This is a genomic window from Metallosphaera cuprina Ar-4 (assembly GCF_000204925.1).
Taxonomy (GTDB): domain Archaea; phylum Thermoproteota; class Thermoprotei_A; order Sulfolobales; family Sulfolobaceae; genus Metallosphaera; species Metallosphaera cuprina.
Genome location: NC_015435.1, coordinates 920675 through 945534 on the forward strand (window position 1 = coordinate 920675; position 24860 = coordinate 945534).

Annotated in this window: 20 protein-coding genes; 10 read left to right on the plus strand and 10 right to left on the minus strand. The window is 41.9% G+C overall.

From position 1 onward, the window contains the following. Positions 1–519 precede the first annotated feature (519 nt). Entirely contained in the window at positions 520–1332 is an 813-nt protein-coding gene (locus MCUP_RS04975) for a helix-turn-helix transcriptional regulator (RefSeq protein WP_013737611.1), read from the minus strand. Between the two features lie 643 nt (positions 1333–1975). Further along, positions 1976–3175 (minus strand): Rieske 2Fe-2S domain-containing protein, encoded by a 1200-nt coding sequence (locus tag MCUP_RS09755; RefSeq protein WP_013737613.1) that lies wholly within the window; start codon positions 3173–3175, stop codon positions 1976–1978. Between the two features lie 240 nt (positions 3176–3415). On the opposite strand from MCUP_RS09755, the gene MCUP_RS04985 reads away from it, so the two are divergent. Beyond that, entirely contained in the window at positions 3416–4126 is a 711-nt protein-coding gene (locus MCUP_RS04985; RefSeq protein WP_148230903.1) for a hypothetical protein, read from the plus strand. Positions 4127–4396: 270 nt separating this feature from the next. On the opposite strand, the gene MCUP_RS04990 is transcribed toward MCUP_RS04985, so the two are convergent. Further along, positions 4397–5293 carry a DUF973 family protein gene (locus tag MCUP_RS04990; protein WP_048057499.1) on the minus strand — a complete coding sequence of 299 codons (897 nt, stop codon included), beginning with the start codon at positions 5291–5293 and terminating at the stop codon, positions 4397–4399. Positions 5294–5412: 119 nt separating this feature from the next. Continuing rightward, positions 5413–6426 (minus strand): DUF973 family protein, encoded by a 1014-nt coding sequence (locus MCUP_RS04995; protein ID WP_013737617.1) that lies wholly within the window; start codon positions 6424–6426, stop codon positions 5413–5415. 783 nt (positions 6427–7209) lie between these two features. On the opposite strand from MCUP_RS04995, the gene MCUP_RS05000 reads away from it, so the two are divergent. From MCUP_RS05000 to MCUP_RS05035, 8 genes are all read left to right on the plus strand, one after another. After that, positions 7210–7458, plus strand: a complete 249-nt coding sequence (locus MCUP_RS05000) for a hypothetical protein (protein WP_013737618.1) — start codon at positions 7210–7212, stop codon at positions 7456–7458. Positions 7459–7844: 386 nt separating this feature from the next. Next, complete coding sequence (locus MCUP_RS05005; protein WP_013737619.1) at positions 7845–8150, plus strand: hypothetical protein; 306 nt, start codon at positions 7845–7847, stop codon at positions 8148–8150. Between the two features lie 470 nt (positions 8151–8620). Further along, a complete protein-coding gene (locus MCUP_RS05010) occupies positions 8621–9391 on the plus strand; it encodes a winged helix-turn-helix transcriptional regulator (protein WP_013737620.1) in 771 nt (256 codons plus the stop codon). Between the two features lie 56 nt (positions 9392–9447). Then, on the plus strand, positions 9448–11433 hold the full coding sequence (locus MCUP_RS05015; protein WP_013737621.1) for an MMPL family transporter: 1986 nt from the start codon (positions 9448–9450) through the stop codon (positions 11431–11433). A gap of 364 nt (positions 11434–11797) precedes the next feature. Beyond that, entirely contained in the window at positions 11798–12928 is a 1131-nt protein-coding gene (locus tag MCUP_RS05020; RefSeq protein WP_013737622.1) for an MFS transporter, read from the plus strand. 195 nt (positions 12929–13123) lie between these two features. Continuing rightward, positions 13124–13519 carry a hypothetical protein gene (locus tag MCUP_RS05025; protein WP_013737623.1) on the plus strand — a complete coding sequence of 132 codons (396 nt, stop codon included), beginning with the start codon at positions 13124–13126 and terminating at the stop codon, positions 13517–13519. Then, positions 13520–13846: a hypothetical protein gene (locus tag MCUP_RS05030; RefSeq protein ID WP_013737624.1), complete on the plus strand. Its 327-nt coding sequence runs from the start codon at positions 13520–13522 to the stop codon at positions 13844–13846. It begins immediately after the preceding gene. Continuing rightward, entirely contained in the window at positions 13843–14127 is a 285-nt protein-coding gene (locus MCUP_RS05035) for a hypothetical protein (RefSeq protein ID WP_013737625.1), read from the plus strand. Before MCUP_RS05030 ends, MCUP_RS05035 begins: the two co-directional genes overlap by 4 nt. 41 nt (positions 14128–14168) lie before the next feature. On the opposite strand, the gene MCUP_RS05040 is transcribed toward MCUP_RS05035, so the two are convergent. The 5 genes from MCUP_RS05040 to bluB all read right to left on the minus strand — a co-directional run bounded on the left by MCUP_RS05040 (position 14169) and on the right by bluB (position 19559). Further along, entirely contained in the window at positions 14169–14561 is a 393-nt protein-coding gene (locus tag MCUP_RS05040) for a CBS domain-containing protein (RefSeq protein ID WP_013737626.1), read from the minus strand. 34 nt (positions 14562–14595) lie between these two features. After that, positions 14596–14883 carry a ferredoxin family protein gene (locus MCUP_RS05045; RefSeq protein ID WP_013737627.1) on the minus strand — a complete coding sequence of 96 codons (288 nt, stop codon included), beginning with the start codon at positions 14881–14883 and terminating at the stop codon, positions 14596–14598. Further along, the gene (locus tag MCUP_RS05050) at positions 14880–16031 is read right to left on the minus strand and encodes an NAD(P)/FAD-dependent oxidoreductase (protein WP_013737628.1); all 1152 of its coding nucleotides are present in this window, start codon (positions 16029–16031) and stop codon (positions 14880–14882) included. The genes MCUP_RS05045 and MCUP_RS05050 overlap by 4 nt, the downstream gene beginning before the upstream one ends. Positions 16032–16033: 2 nt before the next feature. Beyond that, positions 16034–17833 carry an FAD-binding protein gene (locus tag MCUP_RS05055; RefSeq protein ID WP_148230904.1) on the minus strand — a complete coding sequence of 600 codons (1800 nt, stop codon included), beginning with the start codon at positions 17831–17833 and terminating at the stop codon, positions 16034–16036. Between the two features lie 1063 nt (positions 17834–18896). Further along, positions 18897–19559 carry a 5,6-dimethylbenzimidazole synthase gene (gene bluB, locus MCUP_RS05060; RefSeq protein ID WP_013737631.1) on the minus strand — a complete coding sequence of 221 codons (663 nt, stop codon included), beginning with the start codon at positions 19557–19559 and terminating at the stop codon, positions 18897–18899. A gap of 306 nt (positions 19560–19865) precedes the next feature. Here bluB and MCUP_RS05065 point away from each other — a divergent pair, with 306 nt between their 5' ends. Beyond that, on the plus strand, positions 19866–22649 hold the full coding sequence (locus tag MCUP_RS05065) for a hypothetical protein (protein WP_013737632.1): 2784 nt from the start codon (positions 19866–19868) through the stop codon (positions 22647–22649). Here MCUP_RS05065 and MCUP_RS05070 read toward each other — a convergent pair. Then, on the minus strand, positions 22614–24638 hold the full coding sequence (locus tag MCUP_RS05070) for a hypothetical protein (RefSeq protein WP_013737633.1): 2025 nt from the start codon (positions 24636–24638) through the stop codon (positions 22614–22616). The genes MCUP_RS05065 and MCUP_RS05070 overlap by 36 nt on opposite strands. Between the last annotated feature and the right edge of the window lie 222 nt (positions 24639–24860).

Here is a 24860-nt window from a genome sequence, read left to right on the forward strand (position 1 = left end):
GGACTCTTTAACGTCAATTTAATCCATGACATCGCAAGTATTTTCACTTATATTGTAGCACGGTGACCCATGTGAGTTTGAGGATTTCCTTTTGGGTATCCCGTTCATTCCGGCTGACCAGCACGGAGAGCAGTTAATCATATCAAGTCGCTATTCCCATGATAAGTCCCTATTCGCACTAAAGGAACCGCATCACATGGACGTAATGGGAAGTTAACTTTTTGTCATTTCTGAGCACGCGGCGTTCAGTCCTTTTAACAGTGGAGCTCGCGGCGGTACCACGTTTGCTTGTGAGGAAGGGTACCTAACAGAGCGATATGGCAAAGTTCACAGAAAACAAATCAAACATATCGTTTTAAGGCGTTCTAAAACAGGTCAAATAGGAGGAAAGTTAGGTGAGACTGATTTTGTAGTATAGGCTAAAAATAATTTCAAATCCAGAATAAACGTTAGAGTACATGGATCAGTACCTGATTTTTAGCTTCCATTGAGTTACAGGGACTAGTTTTATTTCAACGCTCACGTGTTCTGATCTTTGTCAGGTAACTTCCCTACTTCATACCACAGTTTTCCTCCCTCTCTCCTTTCAATCAGGTACCCCAACTTGACTAATTTCTTTATCCTCCTATACACAGTAGATTTAGGCAGTCCGGTAACTCTTACAGCATCAGCGAGAGTTTTGGACCCCTTCTTAAAAGCTTCGAGTACAAGTAAATCCCTATCGTTCAACTCCTGCGTTGCTAGTTCGGCCTCCTCCCTGTCCTCTCTCACGTTCTCAATATCCCCCTTGCTTTTACTTCTCCTCATCCTCAAATACTCAAAGATGACGAAAGCTAAAATCGAGTCGGTAACTATTAAGATCGTTATGACCGTAAGATCCTCTTGAGATAGTCCTCCACCAGAAGTGGGTTTCGCAGTAGAGAAGAGGACATCTAAGGAGTTCCCCTTAACGGTGAGGTTATAAGTCGATCCCTTGGTTTCAAGAGAAACGGGAGTAGGAGAAACGTAGACTAGAGAATAATAACTTGGAATCAGAACGTAAAAGGTAAGGTTATACGGTTCGTTGGCATTAATCACTCCGTTAGGAAAGTAGGTGTCATAAGAGATTGTCACTTTGGTGCCGTTGTGAAAGTATAAGTAGTCTCCTGTTAAATTAAACCTACTCCCTATCACCTTTAGGTTGGAAACGTTGTTTCCAATTAGATGAAACGAAGTGACGTTATTTAATTGAACCACAACAGTACCATTATAATATATGGTTGCAGATTGTTGACCAGAGGTCATCAATGCGGAAATCAGCAGAACTAAGGTAGCCATCAAAACGTATCTCATTTGAAATGATTCTATCATCATTTTTTTTAAATTTATTTCCATACTTTGGTAGCAGAGCGAGACGTTTAGAAAGGGTTTTAACCAGAGTAAAAAACTTCGTCTTGAAACTAAGGAAGATCTCGTTATTTAGGCGAAACTCATCCGATCTTAGCACTAAACTTACTCTTCAGTAGGCCAAGTAACTCAAGGCAGGTCCCCTCTTATAGTCAAAGGAATACCAATCAACTTTAAAAGCATTTAATAAAAAGGATATCTATTCTTAATTATAGAAGAAAAAGAAACATTATCTTTATTAATAATTTTTTGATAGTATTTTACATAATATTGAAACCAGTCTGACCCATTATCATTATATCGACTATTACGTAGGAAACTATTGCAGCTATCATGTACATCGTTAACTTGGCTTCATTTATTGTTTCGTACGCTTTCATTTGCTTCACCTGAATAACTCTTAGTCGTGCTTACCTTATTAGGAACACCATTGAGAAAAGGAAACGGCACGAGAAAGGAACGTGAAACGATACGAATGAATTGAAAAAATTCAGTTGACAACTAGTGAAATTTTATTAAAAGGGTATTAAGAGGAGATAAGGCCTGATCAATTGAAAACGTTTCTTATTAGTCTCGCTAACCCACAACGCTAATCGTCTCCTATCTCACTATCCCCATATCCCCCGTAATTGTTGACGTTACCTGAATTGGAGGAGTTGGAGAGGTTAACGAAGACGTTACCTGAACTATCTACCGATATCGGATATTGCGGTAAAGGTAAGGTGGCCGGACCTCTAAGTACATCTCCGTTACTCGCAGCGAACTCAGCTCCATGACACGGACAGAGAAAGATTTGCTGCCCTGGTACGTATCCCACAGTGCAGCCCTGATGCGTACAAACAGCGCTATAAGCCTTAAGTTGACCGTTAGAGAGCTTCACTAGTATCCCTGGAGATCCGTTTGGCAGATAAAAAGTTTTAGCCGTATTGGGACTCATTTGATTGGAATTAGCTATCGGACCATATGGACTTTGCGCTTGCAGTGAGCTAGTCTGTGGTCTGGAAACGTTCGAGCCCGTGCCATTACCTCTGCTCAGGATCGCTATAATTCCTAGCGTTAAGATCGAAGCCCCTAGGCTCTTGATGAAGGCTCTCCTACTTCGATCTACTCCTTTACTGACACTCCTTATCAAGTTCTGTTCAACGTAATTTTCCTTATAGTATTGTTCATCCAAATAGCCTGTTATCATTGCTATCAACAGAGGTCTATTTGATGGCATTAGTGAGAGGTAAATGTGGAACATGCCTAAACTAGTCAATAAGAGGGTAGACATCAAATGTAAGATTAGAATATCTTGGAAATACTGAAATAAAAATGTGATTTTAAAGGGGTTCCACAGGAGAAACCCCGTTATCCCTAAGGTCACTATAGCCAAAGATATAGTCAAGTGATATGCCTTCTTTAAGGGATGATATCTTCCTAACGATTTATGAACTTTTATTTTGCTAAAGTCGCTAAAATTAAGGGAAATAGATTTGAGATTGCCGCTATCCTTAACGACGTGATACGCTAAAAGTGAGATGAGAGGAAATAGAGTAAACTCATGGAAGGGAAGGGGGATGAAGTTGTTAGTGAACAGGATGAAATAACCCGTTGCCCCAGCTGCGGCTAAGACAACGAAGGAGATCCAATGGAATAAAATTTGACTCTCTGAGTAGAATCTTATGAATTTTTTACCACTGAGCTGGGGGGTTTTCTCTAAAACTTTCCTTCTTGATAGATGATAAATAAAAATTCCAATTAAACTGAGATATATTGAGGCTTCGCCAACGAACTGTATTAAACCCATGATCAGCCGTTCATAGTTCTACCTTATAAGGAATTTCCAAATTTTCGGTGAAAACCTCATAAAGAGGCTGAATATAATTAGATTTAATTGAAATTTAATAGGTTTTACTAGGCGTTTCTCTATAAATTGGTTTCAATGAAACGGCACAATCGTTTTTATCTCAAAATTGTTAGAAGTAATTAAGAGTTTCAGTTGTGTCGCTCCTGTATCTTATAAGAAATGTACAACAAGATTAGTCATGTGAGAAAAGTGAGACAAAACGTATTAATCTGGATAACTCTCGTGGTATTGGCGTCGAACGCTTTTTTAGGTTATCAGATTTACAGTCTAATACATCCTCAAACGGCCTCCTCTCAAACCATATATCTTAACAGTTCTAGTCTAAGTTCTAATCAGGGCTCGACTCAAGTCATCAGAACTTTAAATGGAACGAGTTTCAGTTATGAGTACGATGTGAGGTTAAGTGTGTCTAAATTGGGAACTTACTTGATAGGAATTGACCCGAAGGGATTCAGCTCTTTGTATGTGCTAATTTACAAGGACGACGGTAATACCACATCGTTGAGTTTAAATAACACAAAAGCTCAAATTGTCGTAACTGATCACGAGTTTGAGTTTAAAATGTTCGTTTCAGGGGTTTACGAGAACAATCAGACTGTAACACCTCAAGTTATCGCTAACGCCCTAGGCCTATATTATCAATTTTTAAGTCCACTGAATGGGATAGGAAAAGTCTCTAACTCATCCATAGATCATGAGACCAACTCCTCTGACAACTCCTCATACGCTGAAGATCAATATCAAAACGTCTCTAACTCATCCATAGATCATGAGACCAACTCCTCTGACAACTCCTCATACGCTGAAGATCAATATCAAAGCTACACATATTATGATTGGGGAAATCAAATCAATAACGTGAAGGTAAACTACCCTACTAGAGGCGTTTAACCAGAGGTTAGCCATTAAAAGAGGTGTGTCCATAACCTTTAGGAATCTCTTGTTAACCTGGATTAGACCATACTTCGTTTTAGGTGAGAGAGATGAGGAAAGTCAGGGGAGTAAAACTCAGAAATGAAAAAGAAAAAGAGATAATTAATAAAATTATTCAGATATTAAATAAAACTAGACGGAGAGTACCCTGTCTCATTTTTTAATTTAAGAAATATCTGAAATCTTTTCTGATCTTTTTAATTTAGACTATTTTGTAAAATTAAAGTGTCATTCGTTGATTAGGTTCGCGTAGACTGTAACGTTAGCTTCTAACTCAATCTTTAATCTATATGTGGACCCTTTAGTCAACCCTTGGAGGGTTTCAGGAAACTCAACCTTTATGTCGTTTTTACCTGGTACGACAACTAGAGGTTCAATTCTAATCGCAAAGGTGTTGAACCCCTCTAGAGAGGCTCTATTGATCCTCAGTTGCCCGGTTGAGAACAGACTTAACATCGCAACGTTTCCCTTCAGAACCCCTTGACCCATCTGATAGACCTGAACGGGTTGATAGGATTGGTAGTACGGATACCCTGGTTGATAACCCGGTTGCCATTGATATGGAGGCACGTTAATAGGTGGTCTGTACTGCTTCACCGGTGGAACGAAAGGAACTATACTTCCTATAGCTATGTAATTAAATATTAATCCTACGAAATTTAATAAGGGTATACCCGTTATCAAACTTCCGATCCTCATCACGTTTTTGTTAAAGTCGCTTCCATATTTCTCACCTATGGAGTACAGGCCAGCCGCTATCAATATGTAGCCAATGTACATCACTAACGGGAAGATAGCTAGTAACAAACCTATTTTCGCTAAGGACATGTCTCTCGTGGTCATTTCCAGTTCTGAGAAAAGCCCCTTCATTTTCAGGTAAGCTATGAGAGCTAACACTATCTGTATTGTGGTTATTATTATTGGATAAATGAACTGGTTAAGGGTTACCAAAGCGGAACCGGAGAAGGAGAGAGAGACTAGGAGACCTGTCACTAAGTTAAGCCATAAATTTGAGGCTAAATATCCTACTATAGCAGCGAATATCTCAAAAAATAATCCTATTCTCATTTGATTAATACTCTCTCTTAAATTCAGAATTTCTTGATTATTCTGAGTGGATGTCATAATAGATATAAACTTAACTAGTTTAAAAAATTTTTGGATTAATAACTCTTTTAAACATTGGATATCAACTTTAATAGAACTTATACTAATTAAGACTTTTTTAGATGAGCCTATGTTATTTAAGGTTGATAAGTAGCGTTAACCGTTATAAGCTGTCCGTTAGATAGGGTAATCTGTATGGCGTAAACGTTGCCTGGAACTAGATTGAGCGGACCGTTGAACGATATCCTTATCACGTTGTTCCCTGTAGCCAGATTCGTAGGGGTAACTTGATCAGAGAAGTAAGAGGTTCCAATTATCGTAGCGCTGGTCACTTGAACGGGTCCAGGGGAGTAGACGTTCACCTCAGCTACGCCGTTTCCGTATATCCTGTTAAGAGGTTGTTGTGGGTACTGGGGTGGTAAAGGAGCTCCCTGATAAGGTTGACCATAGTAAGGCTGATTGAAACCAGGGTACCTACCAGATTGAAGCGTACTCAATAGCGTTCCTAATCCAGAGTAAACCATGATAATACCTATGAAAACTAGTAGTCCGCCTATTATATCGAAAACCACGCCTACAAGAGGTATTAAACTTAGAAAATAGAGTATAGAACCCACTAACATTAGAGTACCTCCCGTTCTTAAGCTTCCTACGTTATAAAGGGATCCCACATTTTTGTATGCTGAAGCCAACAATATGTAACCTATGTACATGATCAACGCACCAATTATAATAACAGCTAATCCGCCAAGTATTGAACCTAAACCTAGACCTATCCCGGCCGCTGCCGAGGCGGAGCTCCCCGAGATCGCCGAGCCGAAGGTCAGTCCTACGGCTGAAATAAAGAGAGCTAATGCCACAATTGATCCTATGAAAACTAATGCATATCCAGCGATTATTAGCGTAGTAGCGGTTTTCCCACCCACATGTCTCCCAGCCGTTTCCAGTTGCGAGAAACCTCTCCTAGTCCTAAGAAAAGCTAACAACAATGTAACGAAATCTATCACTCCAACTATCACACCTATTAAAATTCCAACTAGAGTTATTATAAACGCTAAAGAAACAATGTAAAGTATTACGGTTATTAGGTAAAATAGGGCGCCGGATTTCAGATTTTTTATGCCCTCAATCTCAAGATTTTGTTGAGTCATAATAAAAATTCAGGGAACTATATATATAAATTTTACTTACTATGTCCATTAGATACGAAAGCGTTTAGTATTTATTTTCTAGATATAAGAACGAATTTTCTTCTTCTACTAGTCTTTATAGAATAAAGACGTTATATAAGAGATTATCTTTATCCTAATCGGCACAATGGAGATGGATACGCATAAAGGGCTTTTAAGAGGCCGTAAAGCGATCTGAGCTAGACGAGAATCGAGTTGTCACAAACGTCATAGTCAAAACTCCCATAAAATTACGTGGGACGTTTTAGAGGGATACACTTAAACGTTAAGCCGTTAGGTAACGTACTATTTCAACTACGACTTGTTTGATTTTCAGTTATCAATTCCCTTAGCTTTGAAAAACAAAGCTATGGGAACTCAACTTGGTCATCGAGGCATCGATCGCAACTCTCTCATAAGGAAAACCGAATTCAAAGAGATCCGTAAGTTACAGGTCCTGGTCAATTGCCGTTTCTAGATTTCGGTGAAGCGAGTGCGGACCTTGAGCTATAAGACAAGCTTGGTCAAAGACTTAAGGATTATTTTCATAAATTGAGTTTTAACCTTTAGTCAGTATAATTCACGAACTAGTACGTGATTACATTCGCGTAAACCCCTTAAACCCTTTGTATTACCTGAGTTCTCTCATCATAATGTATGATTTTCCATAGAAGATTAGTCACGCTAATAGGTCCGTTGAGTCTAGAAAGGGATAACTTTCGATTTACTCTCTGTAAATTTTAACCCTGGACGTAATTGGTTACTATGGGAAGAACGATCCCCTCATACACAGCGTCTATTGATTCGTTCATTTCGGTATTAGAGAGGATATCCAAAAGGACCGGTAGCTTAGAAGAGGTTATAGAGGAGACTAAGAGGAGGATAAGGTATTTTCAAAACGAGTCGTATGATGAGGACATAGACCCGCAGACTTTGGTCATTTTAACTATGATATCAGTCATTGAGGACGAGTGTAAAAGGAATGGCAAGGCTCAGGGAGGCAGGAACCAATAACCTCTTTAACTGTAGGTAAAGGACAGTTCACTATAGAGGGAGGCTCGAGCTGATTAAGAGAAGACTGAGAACAAAGGGTAGAGGCTTTAGAATCTTTTAACATATCAGCCAACCAACTACTAAGCTTTCATCCTCTTCTTTTTACGTTTTCTAGAGATTTTTACCCTTTAACCCAACTCTAGACGATCTGTTGTCTATCTCTTACTGAAACTTGATCCTGGATTTATCTAAATGGTTTTAATACGGAAGATCACTTAAGGTAGGCCATCTCCTGAATAAGTTTTTAGATCGAGCTAAGAATTGATATTATATGAGTTATGAATCGGCAGATAGACTAAAGAAGGAGTTCATTAAGAGGGTTAGCTGATGAAATATCTCAAGGCGAGATGAGGATACTCCTCAACGATCTAACTACACTGATTGACGAGAAATTTGTTGAGTTTGAAAAAAGACTCTACGAAGAGACAAGAAACTTGAGGCCGAGTTTCAAACTTGAACTGAAAGAACAAGGAAGCTACAGTCAAGCTCCAAGAGCAGGTAGCGAACACATCATAGCGATAAAGAGACTACAAGAGCAGGTAATCAGGAACTCACAGGAGTTAATTAAGGTGATGCGTGGGAAATACTTTAGCTTAGTCTTGAGGAGGAAACAAGGAAGTTCGTTCAACGAGTGTCACAAAATCACGGAATAACAACGGAGTTCACCAGATTTAAAATGAGAATAAGATCGAAATAGCTGTCTACGCTGGAACTAATGAGTTCGTTATAAAGGGGTAAGTTAAGAGTAGATTGGAGAGATAGAACAGCCAAAAAACGTGATGTCTTTGCTTCAGAAGGTGAGGCCGGAAGTCTCAAACAAGAAAGCTAAGCTTAATCTACGGACTGAGATTCACTAGGGATGTCATTGAGGCCTGTAAAAACTAAAAGATTTACGGAACGAACGGAATTGAGAACTTTACCGATCAGAGCTTAATGCGAGCGTTAAGAGCTTAAAGGCTAACTACATGAGATACCACGTAAAGGTCAGACCTTAAGCTAAACTCTTGATCTTATGAGCCCCATCCATGATAGTCTTAATAATGACCTTCATAGTTTACCCACTTTAATGGTTAGAGATTTAATATTTTAAGAGTTTTATAACTTAAAAGAAGGATCTGATACCATGAGAGATGAAACAGACAAATCCATAGTTTTCCACCTCCTGAAGGACGGTAGGATATCTCAAAAGAGGTTAGCAAAGCTAATTGGAATAACTGAATCCTCTTTGAGCTACAGAATTAACAACCTAAAGGAGGAAGGGATAATTAAAGGCTTCAGTTTATTCGTAAATCCCAACTTATTAAACTCTCACTACGCTTTCCTCGCCTTTCCTAACACTAAGAGTTTCGATTCAGAGAACGTTTTCATGAAGTTCACATGTCTTGAGGAGTTTAACGTCTACGGCGTTCAAGCTAAGAGGGAAGAATTCGATCAATTGATAAGTTCCTTATTCGATGAGCTTGGAGAGCCCATTATGACTTACATTCCACAACAAAATGTTAGGGAGTTGAGACCTTATGAGCTCAGGTTAATCAAAGCCCTTAGAGAAGATCCTAGAGCCTCTCCGGGAGAGTTGGCCAGAAGGATGGGAGCAAGCGTAAGGTTCGTTGCTAACACTCTGAACTCCATGCTCTCTAAAGGAGACGTAAGAGTGATACCGCAAGTCGACCTGTCTAGATTGAAGGCACTAATCTTGGCTATATTTTCAAAGGGAGAGTTTAACCTAATGGACCCCTGTAGGGTACTGAAGGTTTCATCAGACGAAGGCGTAGTGGATATATGTTTCGTTCATGATCTGAAGCTTGCTGATGGCCTAGTGAAGCAAGTTAAGAAATCTGATATTTCGTCAAAGGTCATGATAGTTACGAACTTCCAAGTTAAGAGCGCTTTTTAAATCTTGCTACAAATACCTCTTAGGAGATAATAACATTCCCCCCAATTATGTATCTTATGGACGCAAAGATATGGATTGTGATATGGTCTGTAGTTCTGATAGGAATGATCCCAGGTGCGATGGTTTATACTCATTATCTCGCTTACTCAAACGAGAACAACATCCAGACCTTAGCTGACAAGCTATTAGCCAACTCGTCCCTCAATAGGCAGACAATCTACGTGATAGTTAACGAAAGCCCAACTCCTCAACTTTCTAAGGCGGTACTTGAGGTTGAAGGGAATCTCTCTCAATACGGTTTGGTGTCCTCTCCTTACTCTCAATATGTGTCCTTTTTAACTCAAGTTACTGGGAACTCAACGCTAGCCAGAAATTACGTCCTGTCTCACGGACTTCAAGGATCTCCTCCATTCGTTAGGGAGCTTGTGAGTTCTGACAACTCTTCATTCTTAATAACTTTGACCTTAAATTACTCTAATAACTTCGTCTATAAGAACGGTTCCACTCCTTCAGAGATCCTAACTCCTATCGTTCAATCTGAGATCAGACCCTTGGGTCCTGAGGCTTACGTAACTGGTACAGGAGCTATAGATTACGAAACTCAGGAGTTGACCCAAAAGTACGCCTTTGTCTTCCCATCACTCTTCTTAGTCTTAGCGATAGCCATAGGAGTAGCCCTCAGATCTATCAGGGCTGGCCTCCTAGGTTTCGTCTTCGTGGGTTTAACCCTCTACATGTCTTACTTCTCAGTGTACTTGACCGGGTTAATACTAGGAGGGGTAGATTACGTTGTAAATTACACTTTAACCGCGGTGATCTTAGGGATAACGACAGACTACTTCATCTTCCTTATCTACAGATATAAGAGGGATAAGAAATCTATCAATGGGTCTAGAAAGGCGATCTTAATCTCAGGTTTGACGGTAGGCTTTAGCTTAGCTACTTTTTCACTAGTGAAGGGCTTTCTAAGTTGGGGTATAGTTTTGCTTTTGAGCGTTATACTCTCCGCTCTTCTCATGATTACCCTGTTACCTGCGGTTATTTCGATTTTTGGCGGAAAACTAGTGAAGACATCAGAGTACGGAACAAAAGAGTCCATCTTCTCCAAGGCTTCAAGAGTCAGTTTAGTTTACCTAGTCCTGATACTCTTGGTTGCCGTCCCTGCAATATATTTCTTCTTTCACGTTCCTACAACTTACAATTTCAACACGGGTTTGCCTTCTAGCCTAAACAGCGTCAAGGGATTAACTATTCTTGAGCGAGACTATGGGTTTCCAATCATTGTCCTGGTCAATAAAACCCAAGCTAGCGCCTCCTTAGCCTCATTTTTGCAGAAGTACGGTAACGTAGTGGGTCCCTATGTCAGTACTTCTAACGTATCTCAGTTTACGGTTAACAACGGATACGTATACTATCTTATCTACGTAAAGGGATCCCCGTACTCCACGGAAACGCTCAATGTCGTGAAAACTCTAGAAAATCACCACCTGATCGTTGGAGGACTTACCTCCGACATCTTAGCCCTTCAGAGGGAGAACGTTACTGTGTACTCTCTCCTTGAACTCCTAGTAGTTAGCGCAGTAGGTTTAGTTCTAGGTCTGTCATTTAGAACGTGGAAGTACCCTCTGATCTCGCTCTCTGGAGTACTCATAAGCGTTACAGAGGCTACCGCAATACTCTACCTGATAGCTAGATTTCTACTCCACATAGAATTAATCTACCTAGTTCCGGTTATAATTTTCGTGATACTAACCTCCTTAGGGAGCGACTACTCGGTGTTTATAATATCCTCTGTTGAGGAGGAGAGAGAGAAGGATGGAGATTACGTTTCTAGGGGAATGGGAAGAACTGGTTCTATAGTAACTACCCTTGGGATAATTTTAGCTATCTCTCTAGGAACGCTAGCTTTTATACCAATTGCTTTCCTCCAGGAGTTAGGTATATCTTTCGTCGTCTCGATCGTAATTGACACTTTCGTGATAAGGACGTTCTACTACCCATTAATGATAAGGATATTATATAATATTAGAAATAAAACTTGATAATCAATATTTTTTATTGATTATTAACCTTTTAGTGACTTTCGTCCTGCTGTGGCAGAGTTACCTTAAACTCGGTCTTTACAAGCGAAGAGCGCTAAAAATTACCACACTTATCACCTAGTGGAGCTCACGGAGATTTACTAAAGTTTTATAATCGTTAACGTTTCAAAACAATAGTTGAAATATAAAACTTTAATAAGATAAATTTTGTTTAGCTAACTTAATGAGGGGTTTGCGATGAAACGGGAAGTGATATTTTAAGCCCTTCTAATTAATTCTCCTGTCCTTGAGTTAAATCCTTTTCAAGTCCTCGACGTGCTAATAGAGGATAATTATTTATTTTTTAACTAGTTCAAGTTTCAATATGATTAAGAACAGGAATGAAGTACTTAAGATAGCCTTCTCCGCGTTTTTCGCTGATTTGGGGTATCAAGCTGGGATCGCCGCCTTTCCAATAATTTTCGTTGTGATCTATCACGCACCAATTCCTCTCTACGGCCTCGCCGAGTCCCTAAACTACGGGATAGGAACGTTTCTGGCATACGTTGGCGGAACGTTAGGGGACAGGATAGGAAGGAAGAGGATAGCTATCCTAGGTAACTCCCTTATAACACTTATAGCGCTCATGGGGCTATCCAGAGATTACGTTCAGGCCTTGATAGCCTTCATGTTAGGGTGGTGGTTTAGGAACTTGAGGACTCCCCCAAGGAGGGCGATGATGGCTGAGGTCACATTACCTGAAGATAGATCAGAGGCTTACGGTATACTTCACTCTCTGGACATAGCGGGGGCCATGCTCTCAATCGTTGCTCTGGTCATTTCCTTATACCTTCACCTCTCGATATTCATTTTCATGTTGTTCACTGCCCTTCCTTTAGTAGTATCAACTTTAATCCTTAGCACAGTGAAGGCAGGTCAGAACAAGTTTAAGAAGGGCTCCAGCGCAAAGAGGGGAAGAGTCTTTTGGACTTTAATTATCTCTACGATGTTCTTCGGGTTCAGTCAGTACAGCTTCGGTTTCCCTATAATAACCACAACGCAAATAACTGGTGAGGACTATTTGGGAATATTATCGTATGGTGTTTTCCTGGGGTCCTCCTCCCTCTTTGGTTACATATTTGGAAGATTAAGGTTAAACGAGTATAGAGGTTTAGCTTTCTTGGGGTATCTAGTCGGGGCGATAGCGTCCTTTGGATTTGCCTTCCTCTCAGGGATCGGTATTTCGTCTCTATATCCGCTATCCTTCGTCATGGGAGTGAGCGTTGCCTCGACTGAGACTTTCGAGCCCACTATAATGTCGAAGTTGGTTGGAGAGGAGTCCTACGGGGCGGGTATGGGTTTCCTATCTGTAGGACGAAGTGTTGGAATATTCATAGGTAACAGCGTAATGGGTCTCCTCTATCAGATTAGCTACACTCACGCTTACGTCTTCGCTGCAGCCATGTCGCTAGTGTCGTTCTTATTGATTCTCACCTTAGTTTACGGGAGAAAGTAACGTATAAAATTACGACTTTTAATTAAAACTATCAAGAGGTTTAAGCTAAATAAAAGTAATCTATTAAATAGTCTTGAATTAAATCATAAAAAATTGTTAAGCTTTTTATAAGATTCTAAAGTATAGAAGAATTAAGACGATGGAAAAGAAAAATATTTAAACTTTCTTTCTAAATATAATGATTGGGTGTCCTAAATGGACATTAAGTCATTAAACAGAACGATTCTCATCTCAGCCTCATTTCTTTACTCAATCAACGTGATACTCTCGATTTCGCTCTACACTTTGTTGACCCAGATCTCTTTACCTGTAAGTAACTTGGACCTTAGGAGCGTTTTGATAGCGGTGCCACTTATCTCAGGTGTCTTCAACGGGTTAATACTCTCTATGCTCTCCATGGGATTGAAATACGCAGAATATTACGGGTTGGCTAAGTCGATCTTAGCTATAATAATTTATACAGGCTATTGGGCAGCCTTTAGGCCAGGTCTTGACGTCTTGGCCTTCATAGTATCCATAATGATACTCTGCGTAATTCAAATCGGTGTACTAACCCTTTACGCTAGAGTGCAGAAGGAGATGTTCGGCTGAATGTTAGTGAAGATAAAACTTAAGGGAGATGAGGTTTTTCCATCCCAGATAAAGGGTAGGTTGGCCTATGAGAAGAACGTCATTATGATATTCAAAAGCCAAGGTAGGGTACTTTTCGTAGATTACGTTAAGGAAGGATCGCTAGGTTCCTATGAGATACCTCCGTTCCTAAAAAATAGAATGTTAACGATCCAGATCGTTTTGGTTCCGGAGGAGTACTCAAACTATATCAGATGTATTGCAGGGGAGGTTCAAAATAAGTTATATCCCTTATTTAGGAACAAAAACCTGGCATGTAATTCTGAGTTAACGGTGATATTGGAATGATCTCGCAACTCTTTAACTGCAATGAAGTTAAAGTCATGAGGACAGGAGACCTAAGTGTAGAGCTTGATGGGGTTAGATGCGTTTATGAGGTTAAATCTAATCTCTCCCCAGTTATGGAGATCACGTTGAAATCAAGGAACTATAAGTCGGAGTGTAAGGTCCTGTTCGACGTAAGGTTAGATAAGGTAGTTTCCGTGAGTTGTGAGGGGGTTAAACAAGAGAAGGTTAGACTCACCTTAGAGGAGTGCTTTAGAGAAAAGGGATTACTTTATATTAAATAATTAAAAAACCCTTCATATTAAATAATTAAGACCCTTCCTAGTCAATATGAAGTTTCAGCAAAGGCTAAAAGGGAAAGAGCGTTAGCCATCTCCCTCAAGGAGACAACGCCGATAGGCTTATCTCCGTCTTTGACCAACACGTGTCTTATCCTCTTCTCCCCCATGATCTCTAACGCTTCCAACACGCTCAAGTTCCTATCAACCGAGATGACTGGAGACATCCCAATCTTTACGGCTGGGATGGAGTAGTCCAACCCCTCTGCGACCGCTCTCGTCACGTCTCTCTCCGTTACGATCGCCCTGATCTCACCTTTCTCGCCAACGAGGAGAACGGAGCTAACATCGTTCTCCCTCATCGTCTTCGCGGCCTCCCTAACGGAAGAGGATGCGGATAACGTAACGATCTTTTTTGAAACAAGTTGACCAACGTTCATTAAATTATAATATATAGAGATGAAGTTAAAAAACTTAGCCATACCTTAATGACATTCCCAAGCCGTACCTGGGGAAGCTCCACGCTATGTTATTGAAAGGGCAAGCTATCTTGCACGCGCCGCACTCTACACAGTTCTCGTAAGATATGACCATTCTCGTCCCATCCCATACGTAAACGTTCGCTGGACAAACTGAGATGCAGGGCTGAGGCGTGCCGTACTCCTTCTCACACCTAGAGCACACATCGAAGTTCTTTATCTTAAGGTGAGGTTCATCGTCTCTCTTATATCTTAAGGTGTAGAGCTTCTCCTCGACCTTCATGATATCGCCTCCAAAAGGAGTAAGGCGTGTTTAGTTAACCTCCAGAGGTTAGCTTTAAGGTCTAACGAAAGGTCTCCAGAAGTCCAAGAGGAGAGGGCGTCGCTTGTCATGGAGATGTAAGCCCTTATGTTTTCCTCCTTCAAGAGTTCCTTAACGAGAGGCCTCAACTTAATCGCCTGACTTAACGTTCTTTCCATCATAAGGGAGCTCTCGTAGCTCCCACATTGATCGTTCACCGCTAACTCCCCAGCGATGTAGCCCGAGATAACCGCAGGACCTATTCCGTTAAACGTAATTGGGTTAACTACCCCCAACGCGTCTCCCGTTAGGAATAGGTTTCCTGAGCACGCCCTCCAAGCTGGAAAACCGTTCTCTGGTATTATCTTAGCTGAGTACTCCCTCAACGAGAACCCTTTGACCAACTCGTTTATTCCAAGGGATCTTTTTACCTCCTCCAGAACGTCCTGAGGCCTCACTCTGTGAGATATTAGCGACCGCATGTGAACTCCTATCCCGAAGGCTATGGAATCCTTATACGTGTACAGGAATCCAGCCCCAGGTATTGGATTTGAGAACAGGTACCTAACTGAGATGCCCTCCTGCTCCCCTAAACCTAACCTCTTGTTGACCTCGTCTTTGCTAAGAGAGTAGACCTCCTTGACCGTCTGAACGGTCTCCTCGGGCTTTAACTCCCTCCTCAGTCCAGAGTTAATCGAGACGAGAGCGTTAGCTCCCTCAGCTAATATGACTCTCTCCCCCTCAATCTCTCCCCTATCAGTTACGATCCTTCTCCCGTCGACCTTGAGTACCGTCGTCTTGGTGATTAGGACTGCGCCAGCGCTCTCAGCCTGAGAGGCCAACCACCTGTCTAACTTTAACCTTCCAACGTTCACCAACTTATCCTTAGGTTTCATCTCTATTTGAACTCCGTCGAAGGAGAGTCTAACCTTACTCACCTCTCTCTCGTAAGGTAAGCTTTTAACGTCGAACATGGAGAGGTCGTTCACCCTTATCATTGCTCCGGATACGTTCTTGGCCCCAGGCTCCGAGCCCCTCTCTATCACTATCGTTTTGGCCCCCAATTTAGCTGCCCTTAAGGCCGCGGCGCTTCCTGCCGGACCTCCTCCTACCACAACTACGTCATACATGATCATAACCTCCTAATTAGCTCAGGAACGACCTCAAATATGTCCCCTATCAGTCCGTAGTCCGAGTTGTTGAATATCTGCGCATCCGGATCTAAGTTAATTGAGATAACCCTCTTCGCGCCGGAGATCCCAACCAGGTGCTGAACCGCCCCGGACACACCGAGGGCTATGTACAGTCTAGGTCTGATCGTAGTTCCGGTCTGTCCAACCTGCCTGTCCTTGGGGTACCATCCAGCATCCGCTAGCGGTTTGGTCACGCCAACCACACCACCTAGTTTAGTGGCTAACTCCTCTGCCATCCTGATGTTAGATTTGTCTCTGATCCCCCTACCTACTCCAACCACGACCTCAGCTTCAGCTAACACGTTCCGCCTCTCGAGGCTCTTCCTCTCCAAGACCTTGAACCTAGTGAAGAGGTCCTCCACCTCTTCCCTGATCGTCTCACCCTTACCCTCAATCAATAACGGCCTGAACACCCCAGGTCTGACTGTCACCATGACGGGCCTGGAGGTTGGACATATTATTGTAGACATCTCCTTCCCTCCAAAGTCAGGTCTCGTTGAGTTCAAAACTCCCTTCTCGTCAACTTCAAAGCTAGTACAATCGGCTATCAGACCGGTGTTGACTGAGATCGCGGTGGTGGAGGCTAACTCCCTAGAGTTCCTAGTGCCGGGGAACAGAACCGCCTCGGGTTGATACTTCTTTATCAACCTGGAGAGCGCTTGAGTGAAAACGTCGTTATCGTAATGGTTGAAACCCTTGGTTAACCCGTGGTATACCTTGTCAGCACCGTGTTTAAAAGCCTCCTCCTTTACAGAGTCCACGTGCTCTCCTATTACAACCCCTGAAAGGTTAGTTCCCATCAGGTCCGCTAACCTCCTTCCCTCAGCCATTATCTCCCATGAGGCTGGGTTGGCCTTACCTCCTACGTGATCTAGGTAAACCCAAACCTCTCCTCTCACCTTAACCTTAGGAGAGGGCTTAACGTATCCGCCGGATAGAGCCTCCTCGCTCCTTAATGAATCCCTTATCTTCTCGACCAACCAGTCCAATGATCCGGGGTCCTTCCAGTTCCTAATTTCAGGGTTCCTCGTCTTGGGGGGAGGGTGCACCTTTATTACTTTAGTTGGAGATCCTGCCAAACCGATCTTGTTCTGTTCAGCCTGTATGTCATCCTTAGATAGCTTAATTACCTTGGAGGTCTTGGCCCTGATCAGCGAGCCTATGTCAGGCTCTCTAGGTTTGTTTGCGCTCTCTAACACTGTCATAACTACGGGGGTTGGGACCTCTACGATCTCCTCCTCGGTCTCCGTAGCCCTCACTGCCACTAAGCTCCTCTCATTGATCTCCTTGATCTCCTTAACGTAGCCCAAGATCGGTATCCCAAGCCACTTAGCGGTCTGAGGTCCCACCTGTTCGGTCTCTCCGTCAACCGCTCTCCTACCGAAAAGGTAAAGGTCAGCTCCTCCTAACTTTTGTATAGCCTTAAACAACGTATAGGAGGTGGCCCAAGTGTCCGCTCCAGCCATCGCCCTATCCGTTATCAAGAACGCGTCGTCCGCCCCTAAGGCCAGGGCGTCCTTGAGGGCCTGTTCACCTTGAGGGGGTCCCATCGTTATCACGGTGACTCTCCCTCCATACCTCTCTTTAATTCGAACTGCCTCCTCTATGGCGTGAAGGTCGGGAGGGTTTATCACGGCGGGAACTCCCTCCCTGACCAACGTGTTTGTGACCGGGTCAACTCTCAGGTCGTCGGCGTCAGGGACCTGCTTTATCGAAACCAAAACCCTTAGCATTCCTATTCAAGTATATTCTAGTTAAGGGAATATTTAAACTCGCCATCAATTATAATGATCTTGATGACAGATATTTTAATAACGGACTTAGATGCTTTTACGCTTTAGTTAGACCCTCTTCGAAAGTTTCTACTTTAATTAAGTTAGTAAGAAAAAGAACTATAACCTTAAAGCATAAAGTGTTAAGTAAGTTAAGGGATTTACCTTCAATTTAATCAGCTCTCTACGTGACCTACTTATAAGTTGTTATTTTGTTACTTAAACTTTCGTCTTAATTTCAGGATCATTAAGATTTGATTCGAGATCGTGTGAGGTCGTTAAATCCAAAACTTCGTTCTTAAAATAGGAAAGATATTTGATCGTATATTAAAAATTATAATTGATCTCATACGTGATGTTAAATTGATTCGCTTCGTGAGTATAGAGGTGTGGGACGAACTAGATCATTAAGCTCACTTGATGAGCAACGCTTGAGTCCTGACTATTTTAAATTCAAGGCAGGTAGAGGTTTAGGACTCTTTAGGTTACCGTTGAGGAACTAAAGGGGAGACGAGGCTGCGAGAGCGTCACTGAAGGAATTCAAGTTGGCAGAGGACTTCAACCGCTACGTAAAAGACATCGTGAGACCAGTTATGGGGAGCAGAATGAGTATGTGATGCCTTTAGAAGCTCGATGTGAAGAGACGCTTTCGACTCTAGGATTGAGATCAAATTAGGGATAGAGGAGATTAAGGGAGTCTATTTGAACTAACTTATCGTTCTGTTCAAGTCCTCCTCATCCGCTGAACAGATGAGAGTAGTTAGGTAGATCAGGTTAACCTCTTACTAAAGTTCAACTTTTGACCTGAGAGCGAAGTTCAAACAAGAGATTTAAAGGGTAGGAAGAGAGCGTTAAAAACCCAATCGAGCCCCCAGTTTATTGACTTGTGATTTGACTGGAGCTTGGTAGCATCTCAAAATGCAAGCACGGGAGATCTGCGGTTACTGAACGGAACGTACTCCAAGCGATTTCATGAAATCGAAGGGTTGAAACGTCTCGGCAAAATGGAGAGCCAATTAAACAACGCTAGTTAAACCTTAGTCTCCTCTAAAGCCCTCCGAAGATCTTCGTTCTTCCTCCCCCACCTATCTTGATAGACCAGATCGGAAAGAGGCAACCTGGTGTTCCACCCCTTTTCCTCCAGCTCTGGTCTCTCAGGGAAGGAAGTTACGTAACCCATGGTGAGGTAAGCTATGAGCTCAACGTGATCCGGGATCTCGAGTATTCTCTTCACTAACTCCTTATCTAAAAAACTAACCCATCCTACCCCCACGTTTTCAGCCCTTGCGGCCAACCATAGGTTGGCTATAGCTAACACCACGCTGTACTGACAGGTCTCAGGCATGGTTATCCTACCTAGGACGTGAGGACCGAACCTCGTGCAATCAGCAGTAACTGCAATGTTCAGCGAAGACTCTAGTATCCCCTCTATTTTAATTTTATTGAAGATTGCCTTCCTATCCTCCGTTAGTAGCTCCTCATATCTCCTTCTTTGTCTCTCCGCCTCTTCCTTTATCCTCTCCCTGATGGCTCTATCCTTCACTACGATGAAGTTCCAGGGCTGCGAGAACCCCACTGATGGAGCTAAGTGAGCAGCGTGTAATATCCTCGCTAATACCTCATCAGGTATGGGATCAGGCTTAAAGTAACTTCTGACGTCCCTCCTCCCCTTTATTGCCTCATAAAGATCCATATGGATAGTCTATCCAGAAATTATTAACGTTTGCTAAAGTCCTTCAGAGGAAGTTGTACGATCACTATTATTTATAGCCATATAGTAAAATTTTTAAAATAGCTTGAAACCTTACGATGGTGCCGTTCATTCATCGCAACTTCAAGGCTTTGCGAAAGACTAGATCAGTCGATTCCTCTCTCTAGTCCCGAGTTAGCGGTTCAATTACAACGTGATAGATTATAGAGAAACCCCTCAAGGCTTAGCCTTAACCTAAACTAAGCTTCTTATAATAGAACATTTAAGTCACGACTGCCAGAGCCCCTTATGGAAAGGATAATAAGCTACTTCATCGCAGTTCTCTTAGATGTAATAGCTGGCTCATCTCCCTTTCTTCATCTTCCGCTTTACGATGACTTGGGCGTAATACTCTTGGTGGCTGCGGTATTCTCTTACGTAGCCAGTGACCTTTCGGTAACCCTCCCGATCTCATTGCTCCCCTTCTCTCTTATAGCTCACTCCTATTCTCTCCTTCTGATCGCAACCGTTTCTTCAGCCCTCTCCTTTTACCTTAAGGATAAGGCTACCTCCTTTTTAACAACCTTAACGACTTCCTTAGTTGTATTCTCCCTAAGACCCGAGCTTCAGGTACTCTCCTTCCTCCTCCTCATAGGGATACTAGTCTACCTTGGGTTGGATCTTAGGGGAACTATAGCTAACGGTATACTTTTCATGGTGATAGCCTCAATACTCCTTCCATCTCAAGGTATACAGTCCTCAATTATTTATATCTTATCAGATATAACTTTTTACTCTATATTTTTTGGGGTTATAGGGCTCGCAATACAGGGTAGGAACCTACCTAAAGCGTTAAAGAGAACCCCTCTGCTCTTCCTCCCTTACGCCACGATTATGCTAACGATAGGAGTTCCTAGTCAGTACTACTGGTGGACCGAGTCTTCCTTCCTGTTTAAAAGTAATCCTCTATCGCTCTGGGTTCAATACGGATACTTTCCACAGTTGAATCAGATCTTTGGGACGTGGCCTCTCTCCCACTTCCTTCCTTATCCTACAGGAGTCAGCTTCTACATGTTTTTGCTTACTTACCTTTCTGGTCTCTTCAGCTACCTAATGTTCAAGAGGCTTGGGGTGAAGAGAGCTGCTCTTTTCGCCCTGGCGTACCAGCTCCTCTCTCCCTTTTATGATCCATATTTACTCGTCGGCTACGCTATCCTTCCCCTTACGGCCTACTTAATGACGACCGCCATGAAAGTCCCAATCAAGTACACCACAGTTGCGTTGTCCTCGATGATCGGTTCTTCCTTTCCCCTCTTCATAATCTCGGCTATCCTCCTAGGTTACTTGACCTCTAAAAGGAACTTACTTTGGTTTGGTTTAGTAATGGTAGGTAGCAACGCGTTCTGGATCGTTCCGTATCTACTTCTGGGGTCTCCTCACCTGTCCTCCACGAACTTCCTATCTATGGTTCTAATACTACCCATCGTCTCAATACTCATGAAGTTCGGAGAGAGAGATAAGGTTTTGCTCTCCCTTATCTCGTTGGTTTACCTCGTTTCTGGGTTGCCTCTCTCTCAGGCGTTTTATCCAGTTGCCATAGCCTCAACTTTACTAGCGATAAGCGGGAGTGGGATCAAGAAGTTGATTTCTGGTGTGACCATAGCTTTCCTTCTCCTACTTCCGTTATTCCAATTCGCTACATACCATCCCTTTTCGTTACCTTCTTCAGTTCAAGCCATTAACAAGGAGATAGATAACGCTACGCTAGTGTCTTGGAACTATTCCTATCCTTACCTCTCCCCAGTTCCTATCAACCTCACTCCTTTATCCAGTAAGGCCATACAGTACTACGTTACGAGCTCCGGAGGGGTTGAGGAAAACCCAGATTACGTGGGATTAGTGTCGGCTAAACCGATACTTTATAACTTAACTAAAGTTAACTACACTCTCTTACCAAACACCCCTCCCATACTGACCATAAACTCGTCATCCTTTTATTTAAATTACTCGTCAGCCGGTATCAGTTACACTGTTGACAATAACGTTGAAATTAAGTCCTTGATAGGATACCAGTTCATAGGTTGGTCCCTCCCCAAGAACGTTTCTAACTTTACGATATCCTTCAAAGGGAGCCTTCTTACTAAAGTGGCTAACTCCATATTTTTCCTAGCTAAAGGGTTACACAATGAGAGCCTCTCCACTTCAATAAATTTTACAGCTTTAGAGTTTTATTTGAAAAGATCTGGTCCCCTTTTCATATATGATAACGGCTTTAAGTTCCTCGGTAACCTGGGGTCCATCCCAGAAAACGGTTCGTTGAACTTCTCGTTATCGTTCTTGGATAAGGATAACTACACCTTCCTGTACATGGAGGAAATTAACGGAAGGGAGATCATACTCAATAAGAACACTACTCTCGCTTCGGGGGAGCTAAACTCCTTCGGTTTCATAATGCCCCTGAGGGATGAGATAAACCTTAGTTCAATCGAGGTCTCCTACTTTTTCCCCATTAACTTTACCGATAATTGGGTGTCTTGGTACTCCCCCTATCCCTCCTCAATTAAAGTAATACCGTCTTATCCATTGAGCGGAACCATCTACTTCTTCCCAGCCGTAAAGGTAGAAGTTAACGGCCAGATCGTAGGTAACGGTTCCTTTCTCAAGGACGTAAAGGACATAACAATCAACTCGAGTTCAGGTTTTCATAATCTCACTCTCCTCAAGTTAGTTTACACAAAGACCTACTACTTAGTAGGAAAGCTTCCAGTTAACACCTCTACGTTCGTAAGGTTTGAATCCATCTTCAATGGAGAGGACATCACAATCGAATCACACCTACCTTTAAACGTAACTATAGAGCCCTTAGGCTTAAACGTAAAGGTTAACGGACAGTTTACTAACTCGACTAACTTTGTCCTGCCTCCAGGTAGAAACGTTATCTCACTGCTCTATCCAGGGGCCTCTTTAGAGATCTTTGGGTTATACATATCTTTGATGTCGTTCATCTTCACTGTCCTAAGTGGCTTCATCAAGGATGGGTTAAGATATATCCTGAAATCAATTGACTCGTTTTACAAAAGGTTCGAGCAGTGATCTCTTTATCCTCCTCTTGACTTCAATAAGTAACAAAAGCGCGTAGTAGGTGGATATGATAGCTACAGAGATCAAGTTAGCTATAACGTAATTCGAATAGATAATGAAGGTAGAGAGATGAGACTTAGATGAAATAACGAGCGTTCCGTTGACTGCCTCCGCGTTGTAATCTTTATCTATTACGAACTCACCTGGATATGGGAGAACCACTTTATTGGTACCGTGAGGATAAACTTCAAGTCCAAACCATGTAAGGTTGAACGAGAAGTCCTTGTTCTGATTAAATGTGATAACCATGAAGTTAGAGTTGTTAAACGTTACGTTACCTGGAACGTTTAAGTAGTTAGAGCGATAAAAGAACACGTCAGCTTCAAGGTCATATAGAAAGGAGGTGAAATTCATTTTACTAAAATTATAGAAAAAGATGTATCCAACAGGAGATATAGGGTTTTTGACAATTAAAACCTTACCTATGTCTAAGTAGCTCGATAGGTTCTCCGCTTCAGAGACGTTTTGGTTCAAAAGACAGTAGTAGAACCTTGTGTAATCGTTGTAGTCACCGACCGTAGCGACTATCTGACCTCCTTTAGAGAAGTAAAAGAAGCTTACGGGAGGTGTCATTATGTTTGGATTTGCCAAAGAGCCGTTGTAATCGTAGAAAGGCATTCCAAATCGCAAAGCTGGGGGTATTACTAACACTAATTCGCCCGGTCTGTCATAGAGAGCGTTGTAAGCGTCTACGTAGTCCTGAGGGACCTTTATTGGATGCCAAATTATGGAGAAGTTTAAGCCAAGTACGATCCCTCCTACAATTATTAAGAAAAGCGAAAGTAAAATTAATATCCTTCCAACGATCTTGAGCGCTCCTTTCAATCCTCCAATATTAGCTATCCCCACGGCTAAAGCTAAACCTACCAAAGGCGAATACTCAGTTGGATCAACTCCGGCGAACACTGTGATAGTAGAACGTATCAAAGAGAAGAGACCTAGGTAGTTGGTTTCGTAAGAGGCGAGAGCTATTAAAAGACCTAGGAAAAATATTGGGAAGACCTCTCTCTTTATGACGAGAACTAAGGTAAGTAGAGCTACAAACAAGACTAATATTGAGTTGTAGATCAAGTAAGTTCCCTGTGGGAACCAAAGCATGAGAGAGTTCCCAAAGGGGTTGCTGTGAAGAGCCGTGATATACATCAAGATTATATCAATTAAGTTGAAATTATGTATAAAATAACTGTTAGAAAAGTAATTAGATACCGTGTTGGTTATAGCTAAGTATTCCTTCCCGCGCGTTAAAACTAAGTAAAGAGTATTAATGTGAAAGAGGGTGAAGGTTAATAGTACTAAGCTCATCGAGATTACGCTTTCCCTCACCTTAAAAGCCCCCTTAGCCCTGTACCAAACGTAGAACTCAACGGAAATCAACGAGAGCATGAGGGCTGGTATAGGTGGACCGTATATGCCTAGGACGGTAAGCGGAGCGAACGAGTAGATGAGGTTCTTCTTATCCCCATTTAATCTATACCGTAAGTAGAACGCAAGGAACCAAGGTATTGGAGCTACGTAGAGGGTGGTAGGTGAGTCCTCCACGTCAAAGAGTACGCCAGCGTTAAATATGGCCATTAGCGTTGACAGAACTGCGAGGAACTTGTTATCAGTGAACGTTCTAACTAAGTACCACACTCCTATAGAGTACATAGCTAAGTAAAAGAAGTAGAAAAGGTTTGTTCCAAAATTTTTAAATAACGAATAAAATACAAATTCTACTAAGTTTAATCCAGGGTTTAGTGTTATCGAGAAAATTGGAGGTTGGTTTGAAATACCTGTCAGCAAGTTTAGCGGAAAGTTTAGAGGAACGAAGGGGGGTTGGGTCTCCATGTCTAAAAAACCTATGTAACCGTTGAAGATCAACTCGTTGAAAACAATCACGTCCGTAGCTAGGATGAATACTAGGTCAGAATAGTTCCTCAGCCACTTTAAGGTGTAAGGCATGATTTATACTCTTTTCAGTTATTATAAAACTTAGCAGAACAACTATCACGCGATATCCTTCCCTAGAGTTTTAAATGGTAAAGACATAAAAGTTTACGTATTTTTAGTTTACCTTCTAGAGGCTAAGGAAGTCCAGAACTGATCTGAGATTTTTATTTAAAATGATTTAAATGGTTTAATCATTTTAAAAAGTTTAGTAGGAAAAACGTTTGTTTAATATCC